25 protein-coding genes are annotated in these 15,843 nt (G+C 42.7%); 23 read left to right on the top strand and 2 right to left on the bottom strand.

Annotated elements, in window-relative coordinates; all coding sequences use genetic code 11:
- The first annotated feature begins 58 nt into the window (after window positions 1-58).
- The 22 genes from DMB88_RS08290 to DMB88_RS08385 all read left to right on the top strand — a co-directional run bounded on the left by DMB88_RS08290 (window position 59) and on the right by DMB88_RS08385 (window position 13,307).
- Window positions 59-1,189: an ABC transporter permease gene (locus DMB88_RS08290; RefSeq protein ID WP_128100978.1), complete on the top strand. Its 1,131-nt coding sequence runs from the start codon at window positions 59-61 to the stop codon at window positions 1,187-1,189.
- Window positions 1,186-1,863 (top strand): ABC transporter ATP-binding protein, encoded by a 678-nt coding sequence (locus DMB88_RS08295; protein WP_128100979.1) that lies wholly within the window; start codon window positions 1,186-1,188, stop codon window positions 1,861-1,863. The genes DMB88_RS08290 and DMB88_RS08295 overlap by 4 nt, the downstream gene beginning before the upstream one ends.
- A gap of 425 nt (window positions 1,864-2,288) precedes the next feature.
- Window positions 2,289-2,831 (top strand): hypothetical protein, encoded by a 543-nt coding sequence (locus DMB88_RS08300; protein ID WP_128100980.1) that lies wholly within the window; start codon window positions 2,289-2,291, stop codon window positions 2,829-2,831.
- Between the two features lie 46 nt (window positions 2,832-2,877).
- Window positions 2,878-3,459 carry a class I SAM-dependent methyltransferase gene (locus DMB88_RS08305; RefSeq protein ID WP_254438501.1) on the top strand — a complete coding sequence of 194 codons (582 nt, stop codon included), beginning with the start codon at window positions 2,878-2,880 and terminating at the stop codon, window positions 3,457-3,459.
- Window positions 3,460-3,482: 23 nt separating this feature from the next.
- A complete protein-coding gene (locus tag DMB88_RS08310; protein WP_128100981.1) occupies window positions 3,483-4,100 on the top strand; it encodes a zinc dependent phospholipase C family protein in 618 nt (205 codons plus the stop codon).
- 16 nt (window positions 4,101-4,116) lie between these two features.
- Window positions 4,117-4,260: a hypothetical protein gene (locus DMB88_RS30190; protein WP_164848647.1), complete on the top strand. Its 144-nt coding sequence runs from the start codon at window positions 4,117-4,119 to the stop codon at window positions 4,258-4,260.
- A gap of 38 nt (window positions 4,261-4,298) precedes the next feature.
- On the top strand, window positions 4,299-4,784 hold the full coding sequence (locus DMB88_RS08315; protein ID WP_128100982.1) for a GNAT family N-acetyltransferase: 486 nt from the start codon (window positions 4,299-4,301) through the stop codon (window positions 4,782-4,784).
- 12 nt (window positions 4,785-4,796) lie between these two features.
- Entirely contained in the window at window positions 4,797-5,198 is a 402-nt protein-coding gene (locus DMB88_RS08320; protein ID WP_128100983.1) for a hypothetical protein, read from the top strand.
- Window positions 5,199-5,341: 143 nt separating this feature from the next.
- Complete coding sequence (locus DMB88_RS08325; RefSeq protein WP_164848648.1) at window positions 5,342-5,788, top strand: LytTR family DNA-binding domain-containing protein; 447 nt, start codon at window positions 5,342-5,344, stop codon at window positions 5,786-5,788.
- Window positions 5,785-6,195, top strand: coding sequence for a hypothetical protein (locus tag DMB88_RS08330; protein WP_128100985.1), 411 nt, complete (start codon window positions 5,785-5,787; stop codon window positions 6,193-6,195). The genes DMB88_RS08325 and DMB88_RS08330 overlap by 4 nt, the downstream gene beginning before the upstream one ends.
- Before the next feature lie 13 nt (window positions 6,196-6,208).
- On the top strand, window positions 6,209-6,526 hold the full coding sequence (locus tag DMB88_RS08335; RefSeq protein WP_128100986.1) for a hypothetical protein: 318 nt from the start codon (window positions 6,209-6,211) through the stop codon (window positions 6,524-6,526).
- A gap of 338 nt (window positions 6,527-6,864) precedes the next feature.
- Window positions 6,865-7,386, top strand: a complete 522-nt coding sequence (locus tag DMB88_RS08340) for a hypothetical protein (RefSeq protein ID WP_128100987.1) — start codon at window positions 6,865-6,867, stop codon at window positions 7,384-7,386.
- 85 nt (window positions 7,387-7,471) lie between these two features.
- A complete protein-coding gene (locus tag DMB88_RS08345) occupies window positions 7,472-7,657 on the top strand; it encodes a hypothetical protein (RefSeq protein WP_128100988.1) in 186 nt (61 codons plus the stop codon).
- Between the two features lie 22 nt (window positions 7,658-7,679).
- Complete coding sequence (locus tag DMB88_RS08350; protein ID WP_128100989.1) at window positions 7,680-8,237, top strand: GNAT family N-acetyltransferase; 558 nt, start codon at window positions 7,680-7,682, stop codon at window positions 8,235-8,237.
- A 44-nt stretch (window positions 8,238-8,281) separates the two neighbouring features.
- Window positions 8,282-8,737: a GNAT family N-acetyltransferase gene (locus DMB88_RS08355; protein ID WP_128100990.1), complete on the top strand. Its 456-nt coding sequence runs from the start codon at window positions 8,282-8,284 to the stop codon at window positions 8,735-8,737.
- Between the two features lie 133 nt (window positions 8,738-8,870).
- Window positions 8,871-9,629, top strand: coding sequence for an inositol monophosphatase family protein (locus tag DMB88_RS08360; RefSeq protein WP_368028362.1), 759 nt, complete (start codon window positions 8,871-8,873; stop codon window positions 9,627-9,629).
- Between the two features lie 2 nt (window positions 9,630-9,631).
- On the top strand, window positions 9,632-10,495 hold the full coding sequence (locus DMB88_RS08365) for a GNAT family N-acetyltransferase (RefSeq protein WP_128100991.1): 864 nt from the start codon (window positions 9,632-9,634) through the stop codon (window positions 10,493-10,495).
- Between the two features lie 40 nt (window positions 10,496-10,535).
- The gene (locus DMB88_RS08370) at window positions 10,536-11,147 is read left to right on the top strand and encodes an HD domain-containing protein (protein ID WP_174715274.1); all 612 of its coding nucleotides are present in this window, start codon (window positions 10,536-10,538) and stop codon (window positions 11,145-11,147) included.
- Between the two features lie 33 nt (window positions 11,148-11,180).
- Window positions 11,181-11,639: an NUDIX hydrolase gene (locus DMB88_RS08375; RefSeq protein WP_128100993.1), complete on the top strand. Its 459-nt coding sequence runs from the start codon at window positions 11,181-11,183 to the stop codon at window positions 11,637-11,639.
- A 57-nt stretch (window positions 11,640-11,696) separates the two neighbouring features.
- The gene (locus DMB88_RS30195; RefSeq protein WP_164848649.1) at window positions 11,697-11,855 is read left to right on the top strand and encodes a hypothetical protein; all 159 of its coding nucleotides are present in this window, start codon (window positions 11,697-11,699) and stop codon (window positions 11,853-11,855) included.
- A gap of 88 nt (window positions 11,856-11,943) precedes the next feature.
- Entirely contained in the window at window positions 11,944-12,750 is an 807-nt protein-coding gene (locus DMB88_RS08380) for a hypothetical protein (RefSeq protein WP_128100994.1), read from the top strand.
- Window positions 12,747-13,307, top strand: a complete 561-nt coding sequence (locus tag DMB88_RS08385) for a GNAT family N-acetyltransferase (RefSeq protein ID WP_128100995.1) — start codon at window positions 12,747-12,749, stop codon at window positions 13,305-13,307. Before DMB88_RS08380 ends, DMB88_RS08385 begins: the two co-directional genes overlap by 4 nt.
- 61 nt (window positions 13,308-13,368) lie before the next feature.
- Here the strand turns inward: DMB88_RS08385 and DMB88_RS08390 are convergent, their stop codons facing one another.
- On the bottom strand, window positions 13,369-14,424 hold the full coding sequence (locus tag DMB88_RS08390) for an anti sigma factor C-terminal domain-containing protein (protein WP_254438503.1): 1,056 nt from the start codon (window positions 14,422-14,424) through the stop codon (window positions 13,369-13,371).
- A 2-nt stretch (window positions 14,425-14,426) separates the two neighbouring features.
- A complete protein-coding gene (locus DMB88_RS08395; RefSeq protein ID WP_128100996.1) occupies window positions 14,427-14,936 on the bottom strand; it encodes an RNA polymerase sigma factor in 510 nt (169 codons plus the stop codon).
- Between the two features lie 113 nt (window positions 14,937-15,049).
- Between DMB88_RS08395 and DMB88_RS08400 the strand changes: the two genes are divergently transcribed.
- Entirely contained in the window at window positions 15,050-15,826 is a 777-nt protein-coding gene (locus DMB88_RS08400; protein ID WP_128104368.1) for a Cof-type HAD-IIB family hydrolase, read from the top strand.
- The last annotated feature ends 17 nt before the right edge of the window (window positions 15,827-15,843 follow it).

The raw sequence follows: 15,843 nt of genomic DNA on the forward strand, positions 1-15,843 counted from the left end.
TCATTTGCCGTTCATTTTCGCTTCCTATACTGAGGTCATAACGAAGGAGGGAAGCAGAATGTATTTGGCTATTCGAGAAATGAGATTTGCTAAAGGGCGGTATGCCTTAATTGCTACGATTATGGTGCTTGTTGCCTTTCTGGTTTTGTTTGTCACCGGTCTTGCACAGGGGCTGGCATATGATAATGCAGCTTCTGTTAAGAATATGACGGCAACTCATTTTGTATTGGAGCAGAATTCGAATCATCGGTTCACCAGGTCTCAACTGGACAAGAACCAACTGGATCAAGCTCGCCTTACCGTAGGTGAGAGTAATGCAGAGCCACTTGGTGTGAAGATGACGACCGTCATTCCAGCAGGAGATACGAAGAAGGTTGATGTGACCTTGTTCATGGTGAATCCCGATGGTTGGTTATCGCCAACCGTCAGCGAAGGATCTCCTATTTCTGAACAACAGGTAGGACAAGTGATGGTTGACCGGAAGTTATCTGAGTCAGGGGTTCAGCTAGGCAGCATTATTGAGGATCAAGCTTCGGGTATGCAATGGACGGTGAGTGGATTTGTGGAAAATGAGTCCTTCAGTCATTCTCCGGTTGTGTTCTTGAATGAGCAGGATTGGCTTAACCTACAAACAAGATCAACCACACCTCAAGGTACTGATAATGCAGCAGAGAGCATCGTGTACAATGCCATAGCGATGAAGGACTCTTCGGCGGATCAGATTGAGAACGTCGTGAAAGCTATGCCTGGAACAGAAGTGATTACAAAATCTGAAGCTATATCGGCTATCCCCGGTTACAAAGAAGAGCAGGGCTCACTAGTCATGATGATTGCCTTTTTATTTGTTATCTCTGCCTTTGTTCTGGCGGTATTTTTCTATGTGATTACGATTCAGAAAACGAGTCAATTCGGCATTCTAAAAGCCATTGGCACAAGTACTGCTTATTTGGCAAAAAGTGTGGCACTACAGGTATTGGTTTTATCTGTCGGTAGTTTGTTGATAAGTGTGCTTCTGGTTCAAGCCTTTGAGTCCGTTTTACCAGCTACTATGCCCTTCCAATTAGGTTTCTCTACGCTGGCCTTGACGTGTGTCTCCTTTGTTGTTATGTCACTGGCAGGTTCGTTATTTTCGGTATGGAAAGTAGCCAAAATTGATGCCTTGGATGCGATTGGGAGGACGGCAGCATGAGAAATAGACTAGTACTGCAGGGAATTAGACGAACCTTTGAAGATGGTGGAAGTGAACGAGTAATACTGAATGAGTTAGATCTTGAGGTTGCTGAAGGGGAATTGGTGGCAATCATGGGGCCATCTGGTTCAGGTAAGAGTACATTCCTATCCATCGCTGGTGCTCTTCTGGAACCCCAGCAGGGGCAGGTATTGCTAGATGGAAAGTCGATTACGGGTAAAGCTTCGAAAGACATTGCAGATATTCGACTTCGGAACATTGGATTCATTTTTCAAAGTGCTAACTTAATTCCGTATCTGAAAGTTGAAGAACAATTGATTTTGGTCGCCAAGCTGGCGGGAGTGGATAAGAGTGAAGCTTCTAAGCGGGCAGCCGCATTACTTGATACGCTGGGCTTATCAGCAAGGAGAACCGCATATCCGGACAAGTTGTCAGGTGGGGAGCGTCAGCGTGTTGCCATTGCGCGAGCCTTAATGAATGATCCAGCGGTTCTACTCGCCGATGAGCCAACAGCTAGTCTAGATGCAGAGCGAGGGCATGATGTCGTTAGCCTGATTGCGAAGCAAGCGAAGGAGCAACAGAAAAGTGCTGTCATGGTAACTCATGATGAGCGCATCCTATCGCTCTGTGATCAGGTTCTCTATCTGGAGAATGGGAAACTGAACGCGAAATAAATATGGTCTAAGGTTACATTCTAACTTAAATGAAATAGAATTCTTCCCTCTAAAGTAGGCAGTTTGAACAACATTCAACTGCTGCATTAGAGGGATTTTTATGTAATATAGACTTGCTGAACTCTCCATTTATAGGAAACGTTGAGGATAGAACCACTTCGTATTTTCCATTTCATGGGTTATGATGAAGAAAAAAGTGATCAGGTGATTAAGATAACTACGTATATTATGAATCAAGTGATCTGGTAACAACTGACCATCAAGTGGATTGTTTTCTTCAAGGCGGGGAGAAAAGAACTTACGTTACTATTGAAGAAAGTGGTCACTTCCCAAGATATGAACAAAAGAAGAAGTATGCAATTGAGATTCAGCAATTTATTATGAGTCTACATGAACTGAAATAGACCCGAGGAGGACGGGATAGCATGAATGAAATTGCAATGCCTCGATCGGCAGCACATCTGGTTGAATCGTTGCGGATGACCAATACTGGAACTTCTGTTTTTATCGAGATTCTAGTCCTCAGTGGTTCTCATATCGCGGAGACAGATCGGCAGAAGGAATTTGTCATCTGGTTGGCACAGCGAGATCAGAATATCATTGGACGTGGAACAGTGGGATTCGATCTGGACGAAATGCCCTGGTTAGAACATGATCTTGAACCTATGAAGCAGTTTATGTTGCGGATGATTGATGGGGCGAGAAAGAAAACTCAGTGGCAGATGTTAGACTATGAGCCTAGTGAAGATTGGTGCTATGTGACACTTGATCATTTCTCCACGATGTTGCAGGCGTTCGACCAGAGTCATGTCGATGAACAACAATATATAGAATGGACTACGCTTGATGAAGAAGATGATTACGAACCGACAATCCCTGTAGGTTATCCTAAGTGTGCACAACATGATGTGTATCTGTCCTGTTTGGGTTGTGTGATCTGCAACTCCAAGAAAGGGGGAAATGATTAATAATGAAAGTTTACTGGGACAAAAGATTTGAGAGCAAAGAGATGGTGTGGGGGAAGAGCCAAGCCGAACGGTTAATCATGCGATGGACGTATTCGCAAGCTATAACGTTCAAACGGTGTTAGTACCCGGATCGGGCTATGGTCGCAATACCCGACATTTGTCTTGCCACTTTTCAGTTGTGGGTCTGGAGTTCTCTAAGTCAGCAATTGAAATGTCGAAGGGCTGGGATGAGAAGACCCGAGTGATAGAATGTTCTATTTTAGAACCGTTCAATTTAGAGAATAAATGGGATGCAATATACTGCTACAATGTGCTACATCTGTTTCTAATGGAAGATCGGATGAAACTGATTCACAATAGTATGAAACAATTACGTGATCAAGGCATCATGTACTTCACATGTTTCTCTGATCAGGATCAACGCAATGGGCGTGGAAGCGTGCTGGAGGACAATACATATGAATATAAAGAGGGAAAAGCAGCTCATTTCTTTACAGAACAGGACTTAATTCAGCATTTTGCTGGGATGCGAGTTATTGAAACGGGACTATTAGATGAAGAGATCCCCAGTAGTGAGACGGAAACCGAGAAATATAATTTAAGATATATCATTGTTCAGATGGTATAATTTAAAAACAAAGGAGTGGTCCTATGCCTTGGCCGATGGTTCACTTTGCCGTTGCATCTCGTCTAGTAGCGAATCCATCACCTGAATTTCTATTAGGCAGTATTGCACCAGATTCGATTCATGTTAGAAGCAATATCACTAGAGCTGACAAAGCCAAAACACACTTGATGATTGAAGAACATGTATTTGTTACTGACGAGCAACTGAAGGATTATTTTGAGATGAACAGACAACAAGCGATGCAGGATAAACGATTTATGGACTACTTGTGCGGTTACATTGCGCATATTTACACGGATCGAGTCTGGACGTTCAATATCTATCCGCCATATGAGACTCTTCCAGAAGGTAGAAAGATCTATACCAAGGATGTCACGAAGCTGGAATTCCTTATCCTACAGCAGGATGGCGCAAACGAATGGATAGATAAGCTAAAAGTAGGTCGAGCCTTCGACTTAGGTGGTCTACGAGAGCATGAAGTCTATCAGTATCGAGATGAGAAATGGCAATTTCTCAAGACACCAGAACATGAACCAATAGAAGATCCAAGCGTTATATCGTTAAGTCTAGTGAATGAGTTTATCACGAATACAGCCAATGAGATTAGGGAGCTATATCAGCAATCGGGAATTATGAAATGAGAGGACGAATAATAACATGACGAAATACATAACGGAAATTACTGATCTAATGCGCAAATATCCAAGGGCATCGGCAGTTATATTATCTGCTATCGCAATTAATCTAATCTATACGTTAGGCAAAAACATAGGCACACTCATCTATCAGCTAATTCACTAAACGCATAGAAGTCAGATAAAGGAGCGCTGATTCGGAATATGAAGAATTCAATCCGTCTCACACGGTATGATCGGCAGTATGATGATGCATTAGCGGATTTTTCTCTCACAGGTGAACAGTTCCGATTTACCGCAATGCCTGCGGAAGTGATCGAGGAAGCGATTCAGAATGAAAATAAATACCCCATCGTTATTTTGCATGAAGATACGGTAGTTGGTTTCTTTATTTTGCACCGATACTCTGAATATGCAGATGAACACGTTGATCGTGAGACAAGTCTTCTGATCCGGGCGTTATCAATCTCAACCGAATATCAGGGGAAAGGGTATGGCCTTGAAGCTATGCAAGTATTGCCGTCATTTGTGCAAAAGCTTGTTCCAGATGTGAATGAGATCATACTGGCCGTGAATGAGGGTAACATCCCTGCCCAGAAGTTATATCTCAAAGCAGGGTTCGTGGATACAGGTAGACGAATGATGAAAGGGCAAGTTCTCCAGTTTATTTTTCATTATAAAATGGGATAGGGGAGGGAGCTCATGTACGCTGTCATTGCTAACGTGATTATAGACAACCAGCTCCGAACTGGTGCCAAGGTGTTTATTTTATATTGTCATGGCATGGCTGAGAGTCCTAAGGTTTATGGAATGGCCAAAGGTGGCAAGCGCATTGAGAAGTATATCTCATACAAGAAACTCAAGAAGTTCAGGTCTCAGTGGATTCCCGAGCACATCAGGCATCGTGTTCGTTGGTCATATGAGGATCGAGCCAGTGCAGATCGGAGTGCCAAAGCACTGGAGTTGATGTGGACTAACGTCCGCGTATACGATACTTCTGGCAAGTTAGTTAAGGATGGCGTGTCTGCTAGTAAGGTTGATGAGATAGCTAAGAACATTAACTTTATGGATCGTTGTTATGTTTTTGATGAGAATGAGGATTAAGAGGCTGCTCTGTAGAGTGGCCTTTTTTGGTATAGAGAGGAAGCAAATTGCAACAAACCTGCAAGTTCTTGCAACAAAACACGGAATCGTAGTTATAGCTTAGTTCGGCATGTATGATGAGTCGTAAGAGGAGGGACATTTACGTGAAGCTTATATTTGAGATCAGTTCATTGCTTGATCGAAGTACAGCCAAGATTGTTACACATCCAGAGGAACAACAGCACTGGGATTCGATCCGAGAAGCTATTCATCAAATGGATACAAAGATTGTGGTCATCAATGCTAAAAACAACCGCAATGTGCAGATTAAGCTCAGTTCGATCGCTGTCATCCAGTCGGAAGATCGGTTGTGCAGTGTACGTCTGATCACAGGTGAGCACTACTTGCTCCCTAAACGTCTGAAGTTTGTGGAAGAGGATCTACGTGATCAGCATTTTGTGAGAATTAATAATCAAACGATTATTAACACAGCTTGTATCCAAACATTCGCAGCAACCCAGCAGGCCAGAATTCAAGTCGAGCTTGTGGACGGCTCCAGCTATTATGTCAGTCGGTATTACATCAAACAATTCAGGGGGAAATTAGTATGATACAACAACTACGCCAATCGTTCTTTCAAGTATTCACATTGACTTCGTTATGGGTGACGCTTCTGTTAACGGTTTTTGATCCGAACCATTCCATTCGGTTGACTTATCTATGGAATGTTGCTGGAATTGCTGTTATTGCAGCGCTAATATTCGGGGTTATGTATGATGCATTATGGAACTATTTTACTCTCAAGCCGGTATGGAATATTGTCATTACATCTACAGTGAACATACTCGGTGGAATGGCGATGGTTTGGTTATATTCACCAGATATGTTTGATGTGATCGCACCTTGGTTTCCTGGGATGTGGTTACTATCCATTGTGCTGCATATCCTTGCTTTTTATTTTTATGCTAAAATGGATAACAAGAAAAAAGTGGAAGAATTAAATCGAATACTGAAATAGATAAGGAGGTTACATGAATAAAAAAGGTAGAAACGTTATCCTTGTTGTTCTATTGGCCATTTTAATTTTAGTGTTTACGAATCCCAATGAAGCAGATTATGACCAGTGGTTGGCGGAGGAACATTGTATTCGTTATACGAGTTCTCCCGAGATGGGTAGAGAGTATGTGATGTCCAAGAATGGTGTGGATCAGAAGATTGAAAACCGTAGGGGTACTATCCAGCATGCTGGAATCTATACCTTCTATGACAAGCATTATACGGATGCTGAAGGTAATGATATAAATATCAAGGCGTTCGGTATTCTGAAAATGCTATTTGATCGATCTTAATCTGTCCTGGTATTAAAATTGATCAATGACGAGTGAACAAATTTTTATTGTTTTCTCAGTTATGAAACTGCAAAAGAGAGTTTACTGCCATGCGCCCTTGGTATGATTTCAATCATGCTTCGTGGCGTATTTTGTTATGCCATATATGGCAGGATCGTATGGATATTCGCAAATTCCACATTATGGGTTATGATGTACTATAGAGAAAATTTAACAATAGTAACGAAATAATGAACAGAGAAGTTTCTCATACATCCGGTCGTAACGTGTGTTCCAAAGTTGGGAAAGTGCTCTTGGGTAATTTGGTTTTTCCGTATTATAGAAGGGGGAGTCGAGAGATGCGGAAGGTAAGTGTGCTTTTACTGGTACTCGTTGTTCTCGTAATAACTGCCTGTCAAGATCAATCTACAAGTGAACGTGTGCGAGAATCAAGCTCAACGCGAGCGACCAATAATGAAACAGAACAGATCACTTCAGAGAACGAATCATCGAGTGATGTCGTTGTTGCGCCGGTAGAAGAAGAACCTGTGTATCTGGATGAAACGAACTATTCAGGCGACGAACTTGAAATTATACAACTAATCAACGCTCGAATACGTTATTTATGGGAAGAGGATGAACAGCAGTATTTACAATTGTTTCAGAAGCAATCAGGTGTTTCTAGCATACCAAGTTATAAGATAAAGAACGTTATGTTCACGAGTGATCTTACCATTAAAGAGCAACGAACATTGTACGAAGGGCTGGTTTTCCTCGAAGAAGTTAGAGGTGATGGAAGAGAATCGCTGAGTATGTATGTGTTCACTAAAATCAAGGACGAGGGAGACTCTGCTCGTTGGAAGTTTGCTGGGATTGATTAGGTCTAGCAAGTCAGTTGCATGTTTCGTTTAGAGGGAATATGTAACTTGTACATAATAATAAGATTTTAATCTGGGAGGTTCAATTATGTCAGTTTATGCATTAAGTGTCATCGTAGTAACTGCACTACTACTCATTATTGGGAAACGAAGAAAAAGCAAAGTTTTATTTGGGTGGGGGATAGCAGGTCTTACCTTGATGCTAATCACAATGGGGCCTGCGTTTATTTTGGGATTTATGGATGGATTTGCTGAGGGCGTATCAGCTAGATAGTTGAATGCGATGGAGGGGCGTTATGGAATACATAGGTAAGCATGTGCGAATTACGCAAGCAACGGAGGAAGATCTTGATTTTCTGTGTAGGCTGGAATGTGATCCGAGCATCTGGGTGTACGAAGAGAGTATAGAGTCAGACGTAGAGAAGGTAAGGGAGAAGTATCGAGAACAATTTCCTACAAATGTAGATCGTTATGCTTACGATTTTATCATTAGACGTGTGGGCAATGCTGAGAACACGCCGATTGGACTTGTGCAGATATGGAGCTATGTTGATTTTCGGAAGAGCTGGGAATTAGGGTTCGGTATGCTGCCGGATTATACTGGCCGAGGTTATGCGAACGAAGCCACTCGGTTGTTGCTTCAATTTGCCTTTGCAGAAGTACAGGCTCACAAAGTGGTTGGGATGTGCAATGCACAAAATAAACGGTCAGCCCTTCTGATGGAGAAGGTGGGTATGAAGCGGGAAGGTATCTTCAGAGAAGAATTATTCTGGAATGATCAATATGTTGATCAGTACTTCTTCTCGATCCTCAAGAGTGAATTCTTTGCAGACACAGGTGTAGAAGGAGTCTAACAACATGAAGGCAACGAAACAAGAAAAGTAAGGAGTGGTGAGGAATGTTTGAGATCGTTGACATTAGACAGAAGCCAGAACGGGTACAAGATGCTGTGCAGTATTTCTGGAGGCAGTGGGGAACAGAAACGAGCTTTCATTTCTATCGAGATTGCATGGAGCGTTCGGTTGAAACGGAGAGTGATGTGCCTCGATTTTATGTGATGTTGGATGGGGAACGGATTATTGGAGGGTACGCGTTATTACGTAGTGATCTGAACAGCCGGCAGGATCTATTTCCGTGGTTTGCCTGTCTCTATGTAGAGCCTGAATACCGAGGGAAGAAGCTTGGCGAACAACTACAGAACCATGCGATTCGTGAAGTGCAGACTAAAGGTTACGACAAGCTGTACCTCTGCACAGATCTAACCGACTACTATGAGCAAAATAACTGGACTCATATCGGCAAAGGTTATTTGCTAGATGATGAGGAGACACGGATTTATGAATATAAAGTATAAGGAATTGTTCGATCGTCCTTCTACTTTATTTGAGTGAATTTGTTAGTTTTGTAAGTAAACTTAAATTCCAACCTTGGAACGGAGTGAGAACATCGAACAGACCTTATATGTAGCTCAAACGTTAGCAGAGAAAGTGATTCGTATGGCAGGGCAAGTTGTAAGAGATTCATTTGACCAATTAACCTGTGTCGTTCAAAAGGGAAGCTATGGTGATGTCGTTACGGCAGCAGACTATGAGAGCGAACGAATCATATGGGAAGCGATCACCGAAGCTTTCCCGAATCATGCGATTCACAGTGAAGAGCGAGGTCATAATGGTCAGAGCAATGAATGGTTGTGGCTGATCGACCCGCTAGATGGAACCAATAATTTTGCTATAGGGTTACCTGTGTTCTCTATCTCGATCACGTTAATGTATCGCGCAGAGCCAGTCCTTGGAGTGATTTACGAGCCTTTGGTGGATCGTTTGTATGTGGCTTCAAAAGGAAAAGGAGCATATTGTAATCAGGTCAAGTTAGCCGTAAGCAAGAGAGAAGATATTCATAGAGGTACAATCGGCTGGATTCAAGGCCATCAAGTGCAGAATGAAATGCAAGCGGTTAACTTACGTCAGCATGTGGATGTTCGTTTCAAACGGATGATGAGACTGTGGGCACCGACACTACAGTGGTGTATGCTCGCCAAAGGGCATATTGATGGCATTATCCTCTATAACTCGGAAGGGGACGATCTATATTCAGGGCTACTTATGGCTCAAGAAGCAGGGGCGGTCGTTATGAACTTTGAAGGAAAGCCTTTTGAGAAAAGCCATCCTGAGCCCTACCTCATTGCATGCCATCCGGAGCACCAAACCTATTTCCTCAACATCGTGAAGGAAGGATTGGAGAGATAGAGATGATTACTGAGCTTCAACGCCAGGACTTCCATAAGGTGCAGCATATTATCGACACTCATAGCACACTTGAGGTACGGGCTGTATTGTTCGGCTTTAATCCGGGCCGCATTTATGTTGATGATATTTCCGATATCAAGGCTGCGCTCGTGTGGATTCAGGGACAAAGCGGCTTTCAACTGATCGGAGATCCGCAGAGCGAATCTTTTGCGAAGGAACTATCTGCATTTATGACAACGGATATTGAACCTGAACTAGTAGATTTAACACTCGATTCCGTGGAAATTGGCGTACAGGATGGACGCTGGGAAGGGATACTGCGTAACATGGCAGGTAAGCGAGAACTCTCCAGTGATAATCAGCATGTATATCGATTCCATTCTCCACAAGGAACAGAACGTGTGGGAGGAATTGAAGAGACCGCTGCTGATGTTTATCAACTAGATGGGAAGGCTGTCCAATTTGTGAGAGTAGATTCTGCGCTTATACATGATCTCAAGTTCGCTAATTCATCCTTTCTGGAGGACAAGATTACTTACTTTTGGAGTACAGTTGATGACTTTTTGCAGCATGGCTTCGGTTATATGTTAGTTCATGAACAGAACAATGAAATTATGAGTATCTGTCTCTCAGGATTTGTTGCAGGACAGACACATGCTATTGATATTGAAACTGTGGAGGCGTATAGGAACAGGGGCTATGCTGCTGTTGTAGCAAAAGCTTTTGTAGAAGCGTGCAGGCGTGAGGGTCTTCAGCCGTATTGGGATTGTAGTCCGGATAATACAGGTTCGGTTCGATTGGCTGAACGTGTAGGAATGGTTTTCGATTTTGATTACAGCGTATATTGGTATCCATTATCGTCATAATTGGGCGTATCGTTATTTTGTTATGTGAAGGAGAATGGACATGAATGAATTGTTACAACAGCAAATGCAGTTTCTAATTGAGATTGATAAATTGAAGACGATTGAACGACAGACCCGAATTATTCATGGTGATCGACGTGAAAATGATGCGGAGCATTCCTGGCATCTCGCAATGATGGCTGTGATCTTACAAGGTCACGCGAATCAGGATGTGGATCTGCTTAAAGTGTTAAAGATGTTACTGGTTCACGATCTGGTAGAGATCGATGCGGGAGATACATTTGCTTATGATACGGTAGGTTATACGGATAAATATGAGCGGGAGATTCAGGCCGCCAACCGATTATTTGGAATGTTGCCACAGGCTCAAGCGGAAGAATTAATGAACCTGTGGTTAGAGTTTGAAGCAAAAGAAACGCCGGAAGCTGCATTTGCTTCATCACTGGATCGTATGCAACCAGTCATACATAATCATCAGAATGAAGGAGATACCTGGATGAAGAACAACATCACCAGTGAACAGGTATTGAATCGAAACCGTGAAGTCGAGAGAGGTTCCGAGACGTTGTGGGCATACGTACAGGAGATTGTACAGGATTCTGTCGATCAAGGGATTTTAGCGAAGCCAGCGCCACAACTAACCTCGGAATAAATGTAGTTTGGTTACGGAGGAAGGAGGCAGCCTATGGGATATATCACGGAACTAAGGACACTGTTGGGCTCGCGACCATTAATTTTAACAGGCTCCTGTGTGCTGGTGTTCAACGAACAGGGACATTTGCTCTTGCAGAAACGCACTGACAGTCTGGACTGGGGAACGATTGGAGGTTCCATGGAGCTGGGTGAATCCTTGGAGGAAACAGCTGCGCGTGAATTGTATGAGGAAGCAGGCTTGAGAGCGGGAGCGTATCGACTCATTACTGTGTTTTCAGGACAGGACATGTATTATCGCTATCCACACGGTGACGAGATCTATAATGTGATGGCTGTATATGAGGCATTGGACGTAGAAGGGGAACCCCGTATTATGGACGATGAGGGATTGGAACTGCGTTACTTTGATCTATGCCAACCAATTCCAGAGATCAATCCGATTACGGCATATGTGTTACAGAATACAGGATATATCAAAATGCCTGATTAGGAAAAATGTGCTAATATATAACACTACGATTTAATTTATATTTTAGCAGGAGGTACGATGATGAGTTTTGACTTCATTACATCTTTGGTCATGTTATATTATTTTGCAGTTGCGGGGCTTGTTCTATATGGTCTTATTGTATTTATTAGACTTGGACATCGGGGAATCAAGGCACTCGATATTTATCTAAGCGAGAAGCGCGGGGATCGGCAATAGAAATAGAATTATCATTTTTCTCTCAGTGTTTTATTGATCTTTTATTGGTATGATTGCATTATCACTCCATTTAAGAGAGGTTAATGATATGGATACCTTTTTAGAACAAATTAATGAGCTACAGGTGATTCAAAAAGATCTGGTAAGCATACATCCAATGTTTGCAGAGTATTATCCAGTGGTTGTAGCCTACGAATCTCTTCTATATATCTACGATTATTCTATAAATACACAGCAGTATGAATGGGTCAAAACCGTTCCAGATGACATGAACATTCCAGAGGAATGTATGGCAGCATTTCCAATACCTCATATGGATTGGCGTGTATGTGCGGTCGTTACCGATGCGGTGTTCCAAAGCTTTGAACAGAAGGTCTATCTGTTTCATGAATTCGTCCATTGTTATGTGTATGAACAGTACAGAGAGCAAGTTGGCGGGCGTATTGGTATCAAAAGCACGATGGAGCAGCGAAAACGGGTAAGCTGGGAAATCGACTACGAGTTTCCTTATGACGATGAGGTCATTGTTCGTATCATTGACGAGCTTCATCTTGCGCTGCAACATAAGGATCTTGAGCAGATAAGAGAGATTCGAACACAGTTGTTCAGCTCACTTAGCGTAGAAGCGGGTGAATTCTGGAACTGGCTGGAGTGGAATGAAGGCTACGCTCGGTATATTGAGAATCTAATCCGGGCAAAGTTCGAATTGCAACAGAATCATGTGGGAACAGAGAAACCGTTCAGTCGGCTTGTTTTCTATGAAACGGGTTCAACCTACATTGAATTGCTTGTTCAAGAGCAGCCAGCGCTTCATACAGACCTAGCGCAATTATTTGAACAGCTGCAAGCTGAACGAGTGAATGTTGAATTGAAACGGAGAGAATTAGACGTATGAATCACCTGATAACCATTCATCCCTTAACTGCATTGGATGTGGATGGTGCCAATCTTGTGTTTGAGATAGCCATTCGAGCTGCGTTTCAGGATGAAGGTTTGGATACTCAACATGATGACTTCTGGAATGAAGTGAATGACAAAAAAAGGCTGCTCCAAATGGTCTTGCAACAAAGCCATAATCAGGATGAAACGATGTTCTTTCTCTTAGCGAAGAGGGAAGATACAGTCGTTGGAACGATATCCTTTGCGCCTTGTAGTGAGTTAATTCGTAAGGGCACTAATCAGGAACTGGCAGATATCGGTGAACTGGGTACGTTGTACATTTTACCTGAGCTACAAGGTCAGGGGATCGGTTCTGCTCTAATTCAGGCGTTAATCGGTGAACTTCAGCGGCGTGGTCTGGATAAGTTCTGTCTGGATAGTGGTTATAAACATGCCCAACAGCGCTGGAAAAGGAAATTCGGTAAGCCTCACACCGTGTTACAAGATCACTGGGGAGAAGGCACAGATCATATGATCTGGCTGTGTGACGTGAAGGATTTTGCAGCCAAATAACATACAAACAAGAAGAGATGATCCTCTGTCGAACAGGAATCATCTCTTTTTTTACAATGGCTTAATTCCAATTCCATATCTCTACGCGATTTAGTTGGAATTGATGAAATTCCGGCAGCTTTGTTATTTTCTCCAGCTCACGTACAGGACCTGTAACGACAGCGCCATAGACTTGCACACCATTGTTTTTCAAATAGGCAAGACGTTGTTGATCCACATCCGAACCATTGTATTGTACATGATTAGTCATCCACTCCAGATCAGACATCATCGCTTGAACTTGCTCTTGCATCTGTTCTGCCTCGTCTGGTGCAAAATAGGCATACCAACTAGAACCAGTTTCTCCGAATAAGGTAAGAGGTTTGAGCGTTAGATGAGGCGTCATATAGTCGTACATACCCGAGCGTGAATAGGAGATATCTAACTCCTTCAATTCACCTGCATAGACTGGCATAGCGGTTACCCCAACATCGTAATTGGCAAGAAGCTTCATCAATTGTTCTGGAGATATTAGATTTTTCACGGATAGGGATAGCTCTGCGACATGCCCATCATCAATTTTAGCAAGTCTGTTCAGATGATTACTATCACTCGAATCAGTGGTGGGAGCAGCCTGGTCAGACACAAGAGAGTATGGGAGGAAAAATGGCCCCGTATTGTTGCCGTTCATATATGCTCCTGTATTGGTAATCGTATAGCTCAATTTGCCGCTGATACTTAGTTCGGCTTCAATCTCTCCAGTGATTACTTCCCATGAGCCTACTTGTCGATATATTTTCAGATTCGCTTTTTGAGTTAGAAACGGACTAACCTCAAAAGCTTCATGAACGGGTTTTTCTACACGTAGCCCATCACCGTGCATCTCTACAACAGATACGATGGAACGTAGGAAGTCATTGCGTACTTTTGATTGATCGAAGTAGATATGGAGTGATGATACATAGATATGGTAGACGATAAATACAAGAAATAAAGCACCTCCTGCGTTAAGGAAAAACTTCCATCTTGTCTTCCATACCATGCGTTTGAACTGCTTTTGACCCCATTCAGGTTGAAGATTCTCGAAATCTTCTTCTTGAAGGACACGCTGCTCATCATGTTCTGTGTGATTAGACATTCTCATTCGTCTCCTTTCATTTGAAGCATCTCTGCCTTGAATCGTTCTCTGGCACGAAAAAGGTTAACCTTGACCTGGTTCATATTCATATCCAAAACTTCGTAAAGCTCCTTATAAGATAGCTCGTTCATTTCTCGTAGTAACAATATGGTTCGATACTGTTCGGGAAGCTTCTTCATCACCTGTTGAATACGAATGGTTCGTTCACGTGCGTTAAGCACTTCCTCTGGGGAACGGTATGTATTTTCTGCGCCTTGCTGTTCCAGTTCCCGATTCATTTGTAGTTCACCACGTTGTTTACGATACCAATCGATAAATAAGTGCCGGGCAACTTTGTACAACCACGCTCTGGCATAACTTGCATGCTCGGCTTTCATAGATACCATAGCTCTGTAAAAGGTTTCTTGAACTAACTCCTCAGCGGTCTCCTGAGATCCACACATGCGGTAGAGATAGAGATGCAGGGAGGATTGGTACTGCTTGAATAGTTCGGCATATAGATCACTCCTCATTTCAAGTTTCCTCCTCCTTCTCTTAAGACAACGGGGCAATGTCAATTATGTTACAGTACATTTGCAAATATTAGGAGGTTTCTTTGGTGGACAAGAAAAAGCACATTCACGAAATCATTAAAATTGTATTTATGGACATAGACGGAACCTTGTTAAGTGAGCTTGATCGAACGATATCTCCTCATACAGAGAGAGCAATTCAAGAGCTGCGTAACAGAGGAATCCAAGTTGTTCTGGTAACAGGTAGACCCTATAGTTTATGTGAGGAATTCAGGAGAATGGGCATTGATACGATCATTTCAGCCAATGGTGCCCTTATTAAGAGTGGAGAACAAGTGATCCATAAGTCTATACTCTCTCCAGACATGGTAAGAACGTTTAGCGAATTTGCACAGCAGAATGGTCATGGTGTTTCCTATTTTACAGAGACGTTTGAGATGAACGGGAACTTTGAAACCGACGTACGTATTAGGGATGCATTAAGAGACACGCTGGGCATTATGGATTATCCTGGGACTCTATCTTCGCTTGAGCGTGAAATTTATTGTCTCTGTCTATATGCAGATCAAGCAGAAGCAGAGATATATCATAGGCAGTTTCCATCCCTGAATTTCGTGCGTTTCCATGAGTACGTATCTAATGTGCTAGAAGAGAATGTGGTTTCGAAGTCAGCCGCTGCAGAGAAAGTACTCAAATTTCTAAACATATCCCGAGAAGAGGCGATGGCGTTTGGAGATGGAGAGAATGATATCGATCTGTTGGAGTATGTTGGTCTTGGTGTTGCGATGGGGAACGGGGAAGAACGCATTAAGTTAAGTGCAGACTATGTTACGCGAAAAGCAAGTGAGGATGGGATTACGCACGCATTGAACGTATTTAAACTCATCTAATGATATCCTATTTATGG

The organism is Paenibacillus sp. DCT19 (genome assembly GCF_003268635.1).
Taxonomy (GTDB): domain Bacteria; phylum Bacillota; class Bacilli; order Paenibacillales; family Paenibacillaceae; genus Paenibacillus.

What these genes read in the sequence shown, in the direction of transcription:
- DMB88_RS08345 (WP_128100988.1), top strand. Translation starts at nt 7,472, where the DNA reads ATGTCAGTTTATGCATTAAGTGTCATCGTAGTAACTGCACTACTACTC.
- DMB88_RS08295 (WP_128100979.1), top strand. Translation starts at nt 1,186, where the DNA reads ATGAGAAATAGACTAGTACTGCAGGGAATTAGACGAACCTTTGAAGAT.
- DMB88_RS08390 (WP_254438503.1), bottom strand. Translation starts at nt 14,424, where the DNA reads ATGTCTAATCACACAGAACATGATGAGCAGCGTGTCCTTCAAGAAGAA.
- DMB88_RS08330 (WP_128100985.1), top strand. Translation starts at nt 5,785, where the DNA reads ATGATACAACAACTACGCCAATCGTTCTTTCAAGTATTCACATTGACT.
- DMB88_RS30195 (WP_164848649.1), top strand. Translation starts at nt 11,697, where the DNA reads ATGATGAGTTTTGACTTCATTACATCTTTGGTCATGTTATATTATTTT.
- DMB88_RS08380 (WP_128100994.1), top strand. Translation starts at nt 11,944, where the DNA reads ATGGATACCTTTTTAGAACAAATTAATGAGCTACAGGTGATTCAAAAA.
- DMB88_RS08320 (WP_128100983.1), top strand. Translation starts at nt 4,797, where the DNA reads ATGTACGCTGTCATTGCTAACGTGATTATAGACAACCAGCTCCGAACT.
- DMB88_RS08350 (WP_128100989.1), top strand. Translation starts at nt 7,680, where the DNA reads ATGGAATACATAGGTAAGCATGTGCGAATTACGCAAGCAACGGAGGAA.
- DMB88_RS08315 (WP_128100982.1), top strand. Translation starts at nt 4,299, where the DNA reads ATGAAGAATTCAATCCGTCTCACACGGTATGATCGGCAGTATGATGAT.
- DMB88_RS08340 (WP_128100987.1), top strand. Translation starts at nt 6,865, where the DNA reads ATGCGGAAGGTAAGTGTGCTTTTACTGGTACTCGTTGTTCTCGTAATA.
- DMB88_RS08385 (WP_128100995.1), top strand. Translation starts at nt 12,747, where the DNA reads ATGAATCACCTGATAACCATTCATCCCTTAACTGCATTGGATGTGGAT.
- DMB88_RS08370 (WP_174715274.1), top strand. Translation starts at nt 10,536, where the DNA reads ATGAATGAATTGTTACAACAGCAAATGCAGTTTCTAATTGAGATTGAT.
- DMB88_RS08290 (WP_128100978.1), top strand. Translation starts at nt 59, where the DNA reads ATGTATTTGGCTATTCGAGAAATGAGATTTGCTAAAGGGCGGTATGCC.
- DMB88_RS08355 (WP_128100990.1), top strand. Translation starts at nt 8,282, where the DNA reads ATGTTTGAGATCGTTGACATTAGACAGAAGCCAGAACGGGTACAAGAT.
- DMB88_RS30190 (WP_164848647.1), top strand. Translation starts at nt 4,117, where the DNA reads ATGACGAAATACATAACGGAAATTACTGATCTAATGCGCAAATATCCA.
- DMB88_RS08395 (WP_128100996.1), bottom strand. Translation starts at nt 14,936, where the DNA reads ATGAGGAGTGATCTATATGCCGAACTATTCAAGCAGTACCAATCCTCC.
- DMB88_RS08365 (WP_128100991.1), top strand. Translation starts at nt 9,632, where the DNA reads ATGATTACTGAGCTTCAACGCCAGGACTTCCATAAGGTGCAGCATATT.
- DMB88_RS08300 (WP_128100980.1), top strand. Translation starts at nt 2,289, where the DNA reads ATGAATGAAATTGCAATGCCTCGATCGGCAGCACATCTGGTTGAATCG.
- DMB88_RS08375 (WP_128100993.1), top strand. Translation starts at nt 11,181, where the DNA reads ATGGGATATATCACGGAACTAAGGACACTGTTGGGCTCGCGACCATTA.
- DMB88_RS08310 (WP_128100981.1), top strand. Translation starts at nt 3,483, where the DNA reads ATGCCTTGGCCGATGGTTCACTTTGCCGTTGCATCTCGTCTAGTAGCG.
- DMB88_RS08335 (WP_128100986.1), top strand. Translation starts at nt 6,209, where the DNA reads ATGAATAAAAAAGGTAGAAACGTTATCCTTGTTGTTCTATTGGCCATT.